The sequence below is a fragment of the Castellaniella ginsengisoli genome (assembly GCF_040955415.1).
GTDB lineage: Bacteria > Pseudomonadota > Gammaproteobacteria > Burkholderiales > Burkholderiaceae_B > Castellaniella > Castellaniella ginsengisoli.
Genome location: NZ_CP158257.1, coordinates 1,557,613 through 1,571,662 on the forward strand (window position 1 = coordinate 1,557,613; position 14,050 = coordinate 1,571,662).

General features: G+C 60.0%; 10 protein-coding genes, 2 tRNA genes and 3 rRNA genes. 12 read left to right on the forward strand and 3 right to left on the reverse strand.

All coding sequences use genetic code 11. The annotated features are described in order from the left end of the window. Positions 1-84 precede the first annotated feature (84 nt). Positions 85-393, forward strand: a complete 309-nt coding sequence (locus ABRZ00_RS07430; RefSeq protein ID WP_343836313.1) for a c-type cytochrome — start codon at positions 85-87, stop codon at positions 391-393. A 35-nt stretch (positions 394-428) separates the two neighbouring features. Further along, a complete protein-coding gene (gene msrA, locus ABRZ00_RS07435; RefSeq protein WP_368642453.1) occupies positions 429-974 on the forward strand; it encodes a peptide-methionine (S)-S-oxide reductase MsrA in 546 nt (181 codons plus the stop codon). Between the two features lie 24 nt (positions 975-998). Here msrA and ABRZ00_RS07440 read toward each other — a convergent pair whose 3' ends face one another. Together ABRZ00_RS07440 and hppD are read right to left on the reverse strand one after the other, a co-directional pair. Continuing rightward, positions 999-1,982 carry a nucleoside recognition domain-containing protein gene (locus ABRZ00_RS07440; protein ID WP_368642452.1) on the reverse strand — a complete coding sequence of 328 codons (984 nt, stop codon included), beginning with the start codon at positions 1,980-1,982 and terminating at the stop codon, positions 999-1,001. A gap of 101 nt (positions 1,983-2,083) precedes the next feature. Further along, on the reverse strand, positions 2,084-3,187 hold the full coding sequence (gene hppD, locus ABRZ00_RS07445; protein ID WP_368642451.1) for a 4-hydroxyphenylpyruvate dioxygenase: 1,104 nt from the start codon (positions 3,185-3,187) through the stop codon (positions 2,084-2,086). Between the two features lie 127 nt (positions 3,188-3,314). On the opposite strand from hppD, the gene ABRZ00_RS07450 reads away from it, so the two are divergent. From ABRZ00_RS07450 to ABRZ00_RS07495, 10 genes are all read left to right on the forward strand, one after another. Then, the gene (locus ABRZ00_RS07450; protein ID WP_343836311.1) at positions 3,315-3,791 is read left to right on the forward strand and encodes an Lrp/AsnC family transcriptional regulator; all 477 of its coding nucleotides are present in this window, start codon (positions 3,315-3,317) and stop codon (positions 3,789-3,791) included. Between the two features lie 180 nt (positions 3,792-3,971). Next, positions 3,972-5,408: a catalase gene (locus tag ABRZ00_RS07455; RefSeq protein ID WP_368642450.1), complete on the forward strand. Its 1,437-nt coding sequence runs from the start codon at positions 3,972-3,974 to the stop codon at positions 5,406-5,408. An 86-nt stretch (positions 5,409-5,494) separates the two neighbouring features. Further along, positions 5,495-5,797 carry an ArsR family transcriptional regulator gene (locus ABRZ00_RS07460; RefSeq protein ID WP_343835971.1) on the forward strand — a complete coding sequence of 101 codons (303 nt, stop codon included), beginning with the start codon at positions 5,495-5,497 and terminating at the stop codon, positions 5,795-5,797. A gap of 73 nt (positions 5,798-5,870) precedes the next feature. Further along, positions 5,871-7,055, forward strand: a complete 1,185-nt coding sequence (locus ABRZ00_RS07465) for an MFS transporter (RefSeq protein ID WP_368642449.1) — start codon at positions 5,871-5,873, stop codon at positions 7,053-7,055. A gap of 638 nt (positions 7,056-7,693) precedes the next feature. Further along, a 16S ribosomal RNA gene (locus tag ABRZ00_RS07470) occupies positions 7,694-9,234 on the forward strand. A 97-nt stretch (positions 9,235-9,331) separates the two neighbouring features. Continuing rightward, a tRNA-Ile gene (locus ABRZ00_RS07475) sits at positions 9,332-9,408 on the forward strand. Positions 9,409-9,445: 37 nt separating this feature from the next. After that, positions 9,446-9,521 (forward strand) — tRNA-Ala (locus ABRZ00_RS07480). Between the two features lie 331 nt (positions 9,522-9,852). Beyond that, positions 9,853-12,739, forward strand: a 23S ribosomal RNA gene (locus ABRZ00_RS07485). A gap of 191 nt (positions 12,740-12,930) precedes the next feature. Beyond that, positions 12,931-13,043 (forward strand): 5S ribosomal RNA (gene rrf, locus ABRZ00_RS07490). The 16S, 23S and 5S rRNA genes sit together here with 2 tRNA genes alongside, the layout of an rRNA operon. Before the next feature lie 113 nt (positions 13,044-13,156). Continuing rightward, positions 13,157-13,525 (forward strand): hypothetical protein, encoded by a 369-nt coding sequence (locus ABRZ00_RS07495; protein WP_343836902.1) that lies wholly within the window; start codon positions 13,157-13,159, stop codon positions 13,523-13,525. A 160-nt stretch (positions 13,526-13,685) separates the two neighbouring features. On the opposite strand, the gene ABRZ00_RS07500 is transcribed toward ABRZ00_RS07495, so the two are convergent. Then, positions 13,686-13,958 (reverse strand): SWIB/MDM2 domain-containing protein, encoded by a 273-nt coding sequence (locus ABRZ00_RS07500; protein WP_343836900.1) that lies wholly within the window; start codon positions 13,956-13,958, stop codon positions 13,686-13,688. Positions 13,959-14,050: the final 92 nt, after the last annotated feature.

A 14,050-nucleotide genomic window follows, 5' to 3' on the forward strand; every position in this document is an offset into this window, starting at 1 on the left:
GGATGGGAGCAAGGGACCAAAATGAAGCAACGGGCTGCGCCGCTCGGTCGAGCGATCAGAATCATCCTGGCGGGCGTGGTGTCGATGTGCGCCGCAGAAGCCTGGGCCGCGGGTGAAACGGCGGCCGGCGGGCAGGCGCTTGCCGGTCAGCGCCAGTGCCTGGGCTGTCACCAGGTGGACGCCCGCCGGGTGGGGCCGCCGTTTCGCGCCATCGCCGAACGCTTCCAGGGCCGGCCCGAAGCGGCCGGGCATCTGGCGCGCGTCATTCGCGAAGGCAGCCGGGGGCAGTGGGGCGCGATTCCCATGCCGGCCCAGACGCGCGTGTCGGATGTCGATGCGCAGCGGCTGGCGCTCTGGATCCTGTCGCTGACGGAGCCGGCCAAGGCCGAGTGAGCGATTCATCCCGCAGCAGGAAAAAGGAAAATCACATGGAAAGCCGAGAAAACGCCGTCTTCGACACCGCCCTCTTCGGCGGCGGATGCTTCTGGTGCCTGGAGCCTGTGTTCCGCGCGCTGGATGGCGTGCTGGATGTGCGCCCGGGCTATTGCGGCGGCCACGTCGATCATCCGACCTACGAGCAGGTCTGCCGCAAAGACACCGGCCATGTCGAGGTCGTGCGGATCACGTTCGATCCCGCGCGTGTCGGCTATCGCACGCTGCTGGAGGTTTTCTTCGGCACGCACGATCCGACCACCCCCGAGCGCCAGGGCAACGATATCGGGCCTCAGTACGCTTCGGTGATCTTCACGAGCAACGCGGCCCAGACGGCTTTGGCGCGGACTGTGCGCGCCGAGGCCCAGGCGGCTTTCGATGATCCCATCGTCACGCGGATCGAGACGGCGGGCGTGTTCTGGCCGGCCGAGGCGGTGCACAGCGAATATTACCGGCGCAATCCGGAGCAGGGCTATTGCCAGTTCGTCATTGCGCCGAAACTGGCGAAATTCCGCCAGCGCTACGCGCACCTGCTGCGTTGAGCCCGGCGCCGCCGGGCGCCTGTTTCAGGCCTGTGGCGCCGGAGGCCGCTGCGCCGAGGCTTCCAGCCGGCGCCCCCAGGCGGTGCCCGGCCGGGTCAGGGCCGCCAGGGCCGCCAGCACGCCCAAGGTCGCCAGCCCGCGCAACACCAGGATGACCCAGATGTTGGCGCCCAGCGCCAGGATCAGCAGCGTGTCCTCGATCAGGGCGTGGCACAGCGAGAGCCATGACAACGCCAGCAGCCGCGTGCGCGGACTGTAGTTCTCGCGTTCGGCGGCTTCGATGATCAGTGCGCCTCCGTAGGCCAGGCCCAGCAGCACCCCCACCGTGGTCAGGGGGGCGGCGCGCTCTTCCAGGCCGGACAGGCGCAGCACCGGCGTCAGCAGCCGGGTCACCAGCCGCGTGATGCCCAGGCGCTCCAGCACGTCCAGCAGGATGACCAGCCCGACGATGACGACCAGGACCAGCGCCAGCGATTGCAGCGTGGACAGTATCCAGGGCCAGACGTCCGGGGGGCCTTGGGCCAGTTCCGCGTCCTGTTGCATCCAGGCCAGCGAGACGGGCTCCTGCAGTACGTCCAGCACACGGCAGGCCCAGCTCACGGCGCCGCCGTAGATGAGCGCGACGGCGATGCGCAGCGCGCCCGTGATCAACGCGCTGGCGCCCGCGCGGCGCACGACGGACTGCTCGGTAGGCACATTGTGGGCGAACAGCATCATGGCCCCCAGTGCGCTGACCTGGGCCACCGTCATGTCCATGCCGGCGGACAATGCCGCCATCGATGCCATGCCGCCGTAGATGTTGGTCAGCACCGTGGTGGCCCAGATGATGCCGGCCTCGGGCGGCAGCCCCAGCAGCCCCATGGCCGGCGTCAGCGCCTCTCCGGCCAGGCGCACCAGACCCAGGCGGTCTGCGATGTACACGATCACCATGACCGGCAGCATGATGCGCACGATCGTCAGAAACATGCGCGTGCTGCGCTGGCAGATGGTGTGCAGGTAATGGAGCATGGACGGATTGGGGAAAGGCGCGGCGCCGGTGGGGCAGGCCGCATCCCCGGCATTGTAGGCGGTGCCGGCGGCCGCGGCGCGCAGGCCGTCGGGCCCGCGTCTCAGGTCCGCAACACGCCCCGGCGGATCTGGTCCAGCTCAATGGATTCGAACAGCGCCTTGAAATTGCCTTCGCCGAAGCCGTCGTTGCCTTTGCGCTGGATGATCTCGAAGAAGATCGGCCCGATCTGGTTGGCGGTGAAGATCTGCAGCAACAGGCTGCCGTCTGGCGCGCCGTCCAGCAAGATGCGGTTGCGCCGCAGGCGGGGCGCGTCTTCTCCATGGCCCGGCAGGCGGCCGTCCAGCAGTTCGTAATAGGTGTCCGGGGTATCCAGGAATTTCACCCGGCCGCTCAACTGTTCGACCGTGCGGTGGATGTCGCCCGTGGACAGGGCGATGTGCTGGATGCCTTCGCCCCGGTACTGGTCCAGGTATTCCTGGATCTGGCCGGGCGTATCGCCGCCTTCCTCGTTGATGGGGATGCGGATCAGCCCGCACGGCGAAGTCATGGCCTTGGACTTGACCCCGGTGAGCTGGCCTTCGATGTCGAAATAGCGGATTTCGCGGAAATTGAAGATGCGCTCATAGAATTCGGACCATTCCTGCATCCGTCCGCGATGCACGTTGTGGGTGAGGTGGTCGATGTGCAGCAGGCCGGCGCCCGCGTGGCGAAGGTCTTCGCGGGCCTTGGCGTGGTCCAGAGGCTCGAAGTCCACGTCGTAGATGCCGATGTCGCCGATGCCGCCGTGCCCGTACTTGCCGCGCCAGCGGTCCACCAGGTAGATGAGGGAGTCGCCGATGCCCTTGATGGCGGGGATGTTCAATTCCATCGGGCCGCTGTGCGAATCGAAGCCCCAGGCCCCGCGCTCCAGGGCCTGCGCGTAGGCCCGGGCCGCATCGTTCACGCGCAGTCCGATGGCGCAGATCGAGGGGCCGTGCTGGCGCGCAAAGCGCTGGGCGAACGAATCGGGTTCCGCATTGACCAGGAAATTGATCTCGCCTTGCCGGTACAGCGTGACGGCTTTCTTGCGGTGGCGTGCAATGGCACGGAACCCCAGGGTCTCGAAGACCCGGCCCAGTGCGACAGGGTCGGGCGCCGTGTACTCGACAAACTCGAAGCCTGCGGTGCCCAGGGGGTTGTCCCAGGGGACGAAGGAAGCGGTCATGGTTGTCTCCTTGCCTCTTTTTTTAGAATTCTAGGGAAAACAACGGGGGGGAAGATTGCAAACTTGCGGTACGATTCTCTACAGTGACGCAATCATTCTTCTAATAGTTCGTGGTTGAGACAATATGATGCCTATCGACGACCTGGACAGGACAGATCGCCTTATCCTGACGCACCTGCAGCGCGATGGCCGGATCAGCAACCAGGACCTGGCCCAGCGGGTGGCCCTGTCGCCCAGCCCCTGCCTGCGGCGCGTCAAGCGCCTGGAAGATCAGGGCTATATCCGCCGCTACGTGGCGTTGGCCGATCCTGAAAAGCTCGGCCTGGGCTTGCTGGCGTACGTCTTCGTCCGGCTGGACAAATCCCATCGGGCCGAACACGGCGCCATGTCCGCGTTCGCCAGCGACGTGCAAAGCTGGTCGGAAGTCGTCCAGTGCTACGCCATGTCGGGCGACATGGATTATTTGTTGAGGGTCCAGGTCCAGGACCTGGCGGCTTTCTCCCGCTTTGCCATGGACACCCTGATGCGGCATCCGGCCGTCGTCGACATCCGCAGCAGTTTCGCGCTGCAGTCCATCAAGGAAACGACCGAGTTGCCGGCCTGAGCCGCCGCCCGTTTGTCCACCCGCCTTGTCGATAGTTGATCGCTATCAAATTAAGAGCAATATTTAATTTTATTTATTTATAAGAACTCATTAGACTGTTCTTCGTGAAAAGCCCGCCGATGCGGGTCCCGGTCCCCCGAACCGTCGCCCTTCCGGGGCGGCCCCATGCAGGAGATGCTCATGAAGAAACTGACTACCGCCGCCGGTGCGCCCGTCGTCGACAACCAGAACATCCAGACGGCCGGCCCGCGCGGCCCCGCGCTGTTGCAGGATGTCTGGCTGCTAGAAAAGCTGGCCCACTTCGACCGTGAGGTCATCCCCGAGCGCCGCATGCACGCCAAGGGCGCAGGCGCCTACGGCACCTTCACCGTCACCCACGACATCACGCGCTACACGCGCGCCGCCTTGTTCTCCGAGATCGGCAAACAGACCCCGATGTTCGCCCGCTTTTCCACCGTGGCCGGTGAACGCGGCGCCGCGGACGCCGAGCGTGATATCCGCGGCATCGCGATGAAGTTCTATACCGAACAAGGCAACTGGGATCTGGTGGGCAATAACACCCCCGTGTTCTTCTTCCGCGACCCGCTCAAGTTCCCCGACCTGAACCATGCGGTCAAGCGCGATCCGGGCACTGGCATGCGCAGCGCCCAGAACAACTGGGAGTTCTGGACCGGCCTGCCCGAAGCCTTGCATCAGATCACCATCGTCATGAGCGATCGCGGCATTCCGTCCGACTTTCGCCACATGCATCTGTTCGGCAGCCATACCTTCAGCCTGATCAATGCCGCGAACGAACGCTTCTGGGTGAAGTTTCATTTCAAGTCCCAGCAAGGCATCCGCAACCTGACCGACGCCCAGGCGGCCGAACTGATCGGCCGTGACCGCGAGAGCTCCCAACGCGATCTGTACGACAGCATTGCCCGGGGCGACTTTCCGCGCTGGACGCTGTACATCCAGGTCATGCCCGAGCAAGAGGCCGGCAGTTACCACCTGAACCCCTTCGATCTCACCAAGGTCTGGCCGCATGGCGACTATCCCATGATCGAGGTCGGCACCCTGGAGCTGAACCGCAATCCGGAGAACTTCTTCGCCGAAGTCGAGCAGGCGGCCTTCACCCCGGCCAATGTCGTGCCGGGCATCGGCTTCTCGCCGGACCGCATGCTGCAGGCGCGGCTGTTCTCCTACGGCGATGCGCAACGCTACCGTCTGGGAGTCAATCATCACCAGATTCCGGTCAATGCGCCGCGCTGTCCGTTCCACAGCTACCACCGCGACGGAGCGATGCGGGTGGACGGCAATCATGGCGGCTTGACGGGCAATGAGCCCAATCGCGCCGGCGAATGGGCCGACCAGCCCGATTTCCGCGAGCCGCCGCTCAGCCTGGAAGGTGCGGCGGACCACTGGAACCACCGCGAGGATACGGATTATTTCTCCCAGCCGGGGGCGCTGTTCCGCCTGATGACGCCCGAGCAGCAGCAGGCGCTGTTCGACAACACCGCCCGGGCTATCGCCGGGGTGAGCCCCGACGTGCAGGCGCGTCACATCGAGCACTGCACCCAGGCCGATCCCGCCTATGGGGCGGGCGTGGCCGCCGCCATCCGGAAACTGGAAGGATAGGGCCGGACACCGGACAGTCCTCTGCGGGCTGTCCGGTGCATGCGGAACGATTTGACGATTTGCAATACGTCAGCTAGTATGCCCGCATGAACCTGGACTTGGCATTGAAGGCGCTGGATAACCCGCACCGGCGCACTGTGCTTTCGGCGATGCGGGATCCGCGCCGGCACTTCAAGCCGGCGGGCGGAATCGATCCCGTCGCGGACGGGGTCTGCGTGCTGCAGATTGCCGCGCTCCTGGGCGTCAATCAGTCCACGGCTTCCACCTATATGTCGATGCTGCGCGATGCCGGCCTGGTGTCCGTGTCGCGGATCGGAAAATACACGCTCTACAAGAGAAACGAGCAATCTGTGACCGAGGTGGCTGCCGCCATTGTCCGGGAACTTTAGCGCCGGGTGGCGGCAAGGGCGCCCGAATGGCGCTCTTATGTATCGACAAATACCAAATCGTAGATATGAGATCATGAAAGTGCCTCTCCGATACCAGATTCTCCTTCTCGCCATGACGACGTTCGTGGCCGGCGCCAACGAATACATCCTGGCAGGTATTCTGGATGTGGTGGCTCCCGGGCTGGGCGCCCCGGTGGCGCTGGCCGGTCAATTGATCACGCTCTATGCTTTCGTGTATGGCCTGTGCGTGCCGGTCGTGGTGGCGCTCACCAGCCATATCGGCCGGCGCAAGGTCATGATCACCGCGATGCTCTTCTATGCGCTGGCCAGCCTCTCTACGCTGCTGGTTCGGGACTTCTGGACGTTCGTTCCCGTGCGCATTCTCCAGGCGCTCTCGGGCGGGACCGCCGTGGTCACCGCCCTGTCCACGGCCGCTTCGCTGGCCGGCTCGCAACGGCAGGGACGGGCCATCGCCACGGTCATCATGGGGTTTACCGCATCCCTGATCGTGGCCGTCCCGGTCGGGCGGGAAATCGCACTGCGGTTCGGTTGGCATGCCGTCTTTCCCCTGGTCGGGCTGCTGAGCCTGATCGTGGCGTCGAGCCATCGTTTCGTGTTGCCCGCCCTGAGCCCCGCGGCGGCCATCCCGCTGCGCGCGCAGCTTGCTTTTCTCCGGCGCCCCGCTGTCCTGGCGGGGCTGATGGTGACGGTGCTCTGGATGGCGGGGTATGTCATGCTCTACAGTTTCCTGACGCCTTACCTGATCGGTGTCCAGCATCTCGACGGCGCGTCGATCAGTCCGCTGCTCCTGGCGTTCGGGGTGGCCAGCCTGGCAGGTTCGCGGTTCGGCGGCAGCCGTACCGACCGGCACGGATATCACGCCACGCTGGTGGCGTCGAAACTCCTGCAGGCGGTCTGTCTGCTGGCGCTGCCGCTGGCTGCCTGGCTGTGGCCCTCCGGCTCGTTGTACGGGGTCGCCTTCGTGCTGATGATGTGGTCCGCCACGGCGTGGGCGGCGGGCCCCGCGCAACAGATCCGGGCCGCGGCGCTGGTGCCGGACGCGCGGGGCGTCCTGGTCGGGCTCAATCAGTCCGGAATGCAACTGGGCATCGCCCTGGGCACGGCGCTGGGCGGCGTGGCGACCCAGGCGCTGGGTCTGGCGGGCCTGCCCTGGCTGTCCGCCGTTTTGATCCTGGGTTCGCTGGCGCTGATGGGTTTCTGCAGACGTCTGACTGGTCCTGTGCCGGCGCTTCAGTAGGGCATTGAAAAAGGAATTTGCACGGCTTTAAAAAAGCGTGCTATAGTCTCGTTTCTTCGCCGCCAGGCACACGGGTTAACCCCTAGATTCTTAGGTTTTACCGATAGGGATCAGGGTCCGCGGCCAGGCCGGAGTTCAGAAGCTTGCAGGCGTAGGCCCGGCTTCCGAACCGAAAGCGGCAGCGAAGACCGGCGGGGATTTCGGTTCCGGTCCGGAGCCTGAAGGGGCTTGACATTGAAACGTATAAATGTTTTAATTTCGGGCTCGACAGCGAGGCATGAAGGCCTTGTCGGTCAGGGGGTTGGGATGTGGTTCGGACGAAGTCCGGGCCGATCGAAAAAAGCCAGCCGCTTGACACGACGTAAAAAGTACTTCATAATCTCGTTTCTCTGCTTCTTGCAGAATTGCTCTTTAAAAACTTAACAGCCGATAAGTGTGGGCGCTTGATGACAAGCGACGCTGACCGGTGCGATAGGTTCTCACGGACCGGTCGCAATGCCGGAGAAGCAAAGCAACAAACCAAGTGCTCATACTACAGAAATGAAGAAGTAAGGTTTTTGACCGAACTTCGTCTTTCTTTGAGCATAGCGACGTATGAACCGACCTTGATTGGTTGAGGAAATACGATTACAGGAATTGAACTGAAGAGTTTGATCCTGGCTCAGATTGAACGCTAGCGGGATGCTTTACACATGCAAGTCGAACGGCAGCGCGAGAAAGCTTGCTTTCTTGGCGGCGAGTGGCGAACGGGTGAGTAATGTATCGGAACGTGCCCAGTAGCGGGGGATAACTGGCCGAAAGGTCAGCTAATACCGCATACGCCCTACGGGGGAAAGGGGGGGATCGCAAGACCTCTCACTATTGGAGCGGCCGATATCGGATTAGCTAGTTGGTGGGGTAAAGGCCTACCAAGGCAACGATCCGTAGCTGGTTTGAGAGGACGACCAGCCACACTGGGACTGAGACACGGCCCAGACTCCTACGGGAGGCAGCAGTGGGGAATTTTGGACAATGGGGGCAACCCTGATCCAGCCATCCCGCGTGTGCGATGAAGGCCTTCGGGTTGTAAAGCACTTTTGGCAGGGAAGAAACAGCCCGGGCTAATATCCCGGGTCAATGACGGTACCTGCAGAATAAGCACCGGCTAACTACGTGCCAGCAGCCGCGGTAATACGTAGGGTGCAAGCGTTAATCGGAATTACTGGGCGTAAAGCGTGCGCAGGCGGTTCGGAAAGAAAGGTGTGAAATCCCAGGGCTTAACCTTGGAACTGCACTTTTAACTACCGGGCTAGAGTACGTCAGAGGGGGGTAGAATTCCACGTGTAGCAGTGAAATGCGTAGAGATGTGGAGGAATACCGATGGCGAAGGCAGCCCCCTGGGATGATACTGACGCTCATGCACGAAAGCGTGGGGAGCAAACAGGATTAGATACCCTGGTAGTCCACGCCCTAAACGATGTCAACTAGCTGTTGGGGTTTATTAACCTTAGTAGCGCAGCTAACGCGTGAAGTTGACCGCCTGGGGAGTACGGTCGCAAGATTAAAACTCAAAGGAATTGACGGGGACCCGCACAAGCGGTGGATGATGTGGATTAATTCGATGCAACGCGAAAAACCTTACCTACCCTTGACATGTCTGGAATCCTTTAGAGATAGAGGAGTGCTCGCAAGAGAACCGGAACACAGGTGCTGCATGGCTGTCGTCAGCTCGTGTCGTGAGATGTTGGGTTAAGTCCCGCAACGAGCGCAACCCTTGCCATTAGTTGCTACATTCAGTTGGGCACTCTAATGGGACTGCCGGTGACAAACCGGAGGAAGGTGGGGATGACGTCAAGTCCTCATGGCCCTTATGGGTAGGGCTTCACACGTCATACAATGGTCGGGACAGAGGGTTGCCAAACCGCGAGGTGGAGCCAATCTCAGAAACCCGATCGTAGTCCGGATCGCAGTCTGCAACTCGACTGCGTGAAGTCGGAATCGCTAGTAATCGCGGATCAGCATGTCGCGGTGAATACGTTCCCGGGTCTTGTACACACCGCCCGTCACACCATGGGAGTGGGTTTCACCAGAAGTAGGTAGCCTAACCGCAAGGGGGGCGCTTACCACGGTGAGATTCATGACTGGGGTGAAGTCGTAACAAGGTAGCCGTATCGGAAGGTGCGGCTGGATCACCTCCTTTAAGAGCTCACAGCAAAGCTCGTTATTGAAGCGTCCACGCTTATCGGCTGTTTGGTACATGGTCTGAAGTCCAGGCCTGCATGAAAAGCAGACTCAAGGGGTCAGTAGCTCAGTCGGTTAGAGCACCGTCTTGATAAGGCGGGGGTCGATGGTTCGAATCCATCTTGACCCACCACGATTCATTGTCGGGCGGTAGGCTGGCGATGGGTTCTGGGGGATTAGCTCAGCTGGGAGAGCACCTGCTTTGCAAGCAGGGGGTCGTCGGTTCGATCCCGTCATCCTCCACCAGCGATTCATGGGGAAAGCGGGGCATCAGGCCTTCAGTCAAGAGCATCCTGGGCGACTAGGGTGTTGCTGACTGAGCGGGGCATCGCGAGATGAGCCCTCGGTGGAAGTACCATGTTCTTTAACAATCTGGAAGAAGCACAACAATGTAAATATCATGATCGACTTGATTGTCGAGCAGGGTAATTTACGGGTTGTGATTGCAAAATCAATTGTTCAAAAGTTCTCAAGAAAGACTTCGATCTGCTCTACCCAGGGTGGATTGAACGAACCTTGTTGGAATTGAACGGCACAAACACGCGAAACTCAGTTCCTGTAATCTGCAAAGTTATAGGATCAAGCGAATAAGTGCATATGGTGGATGCCTTGGCGATCACAGGCGATGAAGGACGTTGTAGCCTGCGAAAAGCTGCGGGGAGCTGGCAAACAAGCTTTGATCCGCAGATGTCCGAATGGGGAAACCCACGGCAGCGATGCCGTATCGTTATCTGAATACATAGGGTAACGAGGCGAACCGGGTGAACTGAAACATCTCAGTAGCTCGAGGAAAAGAAATCAACCGAGATTCCGGCAGTAGCGGCGAGCGAAACCGGAGCAGCCTTGACGATTTAGCGCAATCGATAGTCGAACGGTCTGGAAAGGCCGGCCGCAGCATGGTGATAGCCCTGTAGACGAAATCGAGTGCGTGGAACTAAGCGTCAGAGAAGTAGGGCGGGACACGTGAAATCCTGTCTGAAGATGGGGGGACCATCCTCCAAGGCTAAATACTCGTGATCGACCGATAGTGAACCAGTACCGTGAGGGAAAGGCGAAAAGAACCCCGGAAGGGGAGTGAAATAGATCCTGAAACCGTATGCATACAAACAGTAGGAGCCTCCTTGTGGGGTGACTGCGTACCTTTTGTATAATGGGTCAGCGACTTACATTCAGTGGCAAGCTTAACCGGATAGGGAAGGCGTAGCGAAAGCGAGTCCGAATAGGGCGATTCAGTCGCTGGGTGTAGACCCGAAACCAGGCGATCTATCCATGGTCAGGTTGAAGGCACGGTAACACGTGCTGGAGGACCGAACCCACTAATGTTGAAAAATTAGGGGATGAACTGTGGATAGGGGTGAAAGGCTAAACAAGCCTGGAGATAGCTGGTTCTCTCCGAAAACTATTTAGGTAGTGCCTCACATGATTACTGCCGGGGGTAGAGCACTGTTATAGCTAGGGGGTCATGGCGACTTACCAACCTATGGCAAACTCCGAATACCGGCAAGTACAGTGTGGGAGACAGAGCACCGGGTGCTAACGTCCGGACTCAAGAGGGAAACAACCCAGACCGCCAGCTAAGGTCCCTAAAACGGGCTAAGTGGGAAACGAAGTGGGAAGGCATAGACAGTCAGGAGGTTGGCTTAGAAGCAGCCATCCTTTAAAGAAAGCGTAATAGCTCACTGATCGAGTCGTCCTGCGCGGAAGATGTAACGGGGCTAAGCCAGTTACCGAAGCTGCGGGTGTGCAATTTATTGCACGCGGTAGGAGAGCGTTCTGTAAGCCTGCGAAGGTGGCTTGTAAAGGCTGCTGGAGGTATCAGAAGTGCGAATGCTGACATGAGTAGCGATAAAGGGGGTGAAAAGCCCCCTCGCCGTAAGTCCAAGGTTTCCTGCGCAACGTTCATCGGCGCAGGGTGAGTCGGCCCCTAAGGCGAGGCAGAGATGCGTAGCTGATGGGAAGCTGGTTAATATTCCAGCACCGTCGTGAGATGCGATGGGGGGACGGATGACGGAAGGTCATCGGGGTGTTGGATATCCCCGTTGCTGCACCATAGAAGGCGCTTAGGCAAATCCGGGCGCGGAATTCAAGGGTGTGGCTGGACAGGAACTTCGGTTCCTGGACTGATTGGAAGTTGTCCCAGGAAAAGCCTCTAAGCTTCAGTCTCACGAGACCGTACCGCAAACCGACACAGGTGGACGGGATGAATATTCCAAGGCGCTTGAGAGAACTCAGGAGAAGGAACTCGGCAAATTGATACCGTAACTTCGGGAGAAGGTATGCCCTGGTAGTGTGAGGTGCCTGCGCACTGAGCATGAAGGGGCCGCAGTGAATCGGTGGCTGCGACTGTTTATTAAAAACACAGCACTCTGCAAAGACGAAAGTCAACGTATAGGGTGTGACGCCTGCCCGGTGCCGGAAGGTTAAGTGATGGGGTGCAAGCTCTTGATCGAAGCCCCGGTAAACGGCGGCCGTAACTATAACGGTCCTAAGGTAGCGAAATTCCTTGTCGGGTAAGTTCCGACCTGCACGAATGGCGTAACGATGGCCACACTGTCTCCTCCTGAGACTCAGCGAAGTTGAAATGTTTGTGATGATGCAATCTACCCGCGGCTAGACGGAAAGACCCCATGAACCTTTACTGTAGCTTTGCATTGGATTGTGAACCGGCCTGTGTAGGATAGGTGGGAGGCGTTGAAACCGAGTCGCTAGATTCGGTGGAGCCAACCTTGAAATACCACCCTGGTCTGTTTGCGGTTCTAACCTTGGCCCGTGATCCGGGTTGGGGACAGTGCATGGTGGGCAGTTTGACTGGGGCGGTCTCCTCCTAAAGTGTAACGGAGGAGTACGAAGGTACGCTAGGTACGGTCGGAAATCGTGCTGATAGTGCAATGGCATAAGCGTGCTTGACTGTGAGACTGACAAGTCGAACAGGTGCGAAAGCAGGTCATAGTGATCCGGTGGTTCTGTATGGAAGGGCCATCGCTCAACGGATAAAAGGTACTCTGGGGATAACAGGCTGATACCGCCCAAGAGTTCATATCGACGGCGGTGTTTGGCACCTCGATGTCGGCTCATCTCATCCTGGGGCTGTAGCCGGTCCCAAGGGTATGGCTGTTCGCCATTTAAAGAGGTACGTGAGCTGGGTTTAAAACGTCGTGAGACAGTTTGGTCCCTATCTGCCGTGGGCGTTGGATACTTGACGGAGCCTGCTCCTAGTACGAGAGGACCGGAGTGGACGTACCACTGGTGTATCGGTTGTCATGCCAATGGCATTGCCGAGTAGCTATGTACGGAAGAGATAACCGCTGAAGGCATCTAAGCGGGAAACTCGTCTGAAGATTAGGTATCCCGGGGGCTTGACCCCCCTGAAGGGTCGTCCGAGACCAGGACGTTGATAGGCTGGGTGTGGAAGCGCGGCAACGCGTGCAGCTAACCAGTACTAATTGCCCGTGCGGCTTGATCCTATAACCTTGCGGAGTACCGCAACGGAATTAGAGTGATCGTGTAGTAGCCGACACAATTGAACGAAACAACGCAACCCCGGGCTTCGCCCTTGTGAGACCGCTGCCATGCAGCCCTCGCAAGACGCGCGCCTGTGTGCTTCTTCCAAATTGGCGAGCCAGTCCCTCGAAAGACTGATTCGCAACCAGTTATGCTTGACGACCATAGCAAGGCGGTCCCACTCCTTCCCATCCCGAACAGGACAGTGAAACGCCTTCGCGCCGATGATAGTGGGTGGACACCTGTGAAAGTAGGTCATCGTCAGGCTTCTATACCGCAAAGCCCCTGCAGAGTATTCTGCAGGGGCTTTGTCTTTTCTGGTTTAGAATGAATGGACTTTTCAAACGCTGGCGCCAGGCTGCGCCTTCGCAGGAGCTTTCATGATTCAAGGCGATGACACCCCCGACATGGACAAAGGACTGAACCAGCGACAACTCATCCATCTGATGTACGCGCTGTTCGCCGTGGGCATCCTGTCCGCCGGGATCTTCGGTGCAGCCGTCCTGGCCGCTGTGGTTCTGGCCTACCTGAAACGCGGCGATATGGTCGGTACCGTTTATGCCGGCCACATCGACTGGATCATCCGGACTTTCTGGTGGGGGCTGCTCTGGCTGGCACTCAGCGCGCTGGGCAGCCTGATCTTCGTGGGTTTCATCACGGGCCTGGTGGCCGTGGTCTGGATCATCTATCGCGTCGCCAAGGGCTGGCTGGCGCACTGGGCGGGTGAAACCCCTTTGCCCGGCTTGTGATCGCGGCATAAAGCCTCTAGGGGCGCCCTGCCGGGCCGTTTGCCCTCCCGGGGCGGGGGGGAGATCCGCCCGACTTGCATCGGGCGTGTCGTCCGGCCACCGGCCGGCGCGACTGGCTTCGTGCAGGCGGGGCTGCCATGACAGCCCGCCGCAATCCTGCTTATTTCAGATGCTGGCTGACCAGCTTGGTCAGTTCGAACATCGAAACCTGGTCTTTGCCGAACAGGGGGCGCAGCTTGGCATCCGCGTTGATGTTGCGACGGTTCGCGGGATCCTGAAGATTATGCTTCTTGATATAGTCCCAGATGCGCTTGGTGACTTCGGTGCGGGGCACGGCTTCGTTACCGATCACGGCCGCCAGGGTGGCACTGGGGGTGAGAGGCTTCATGAATGCCGCATTCGGTTTGCGACCGGTCTTTTCGGTGGTTGCCATGTATGCAGGCTCCTACAGTGTTGAGTGAATTGCCCTCGCAGCATACCGCGTGTTTCCCCGAAAGACAAAATAGGATTGTCAGACCGTGTCAC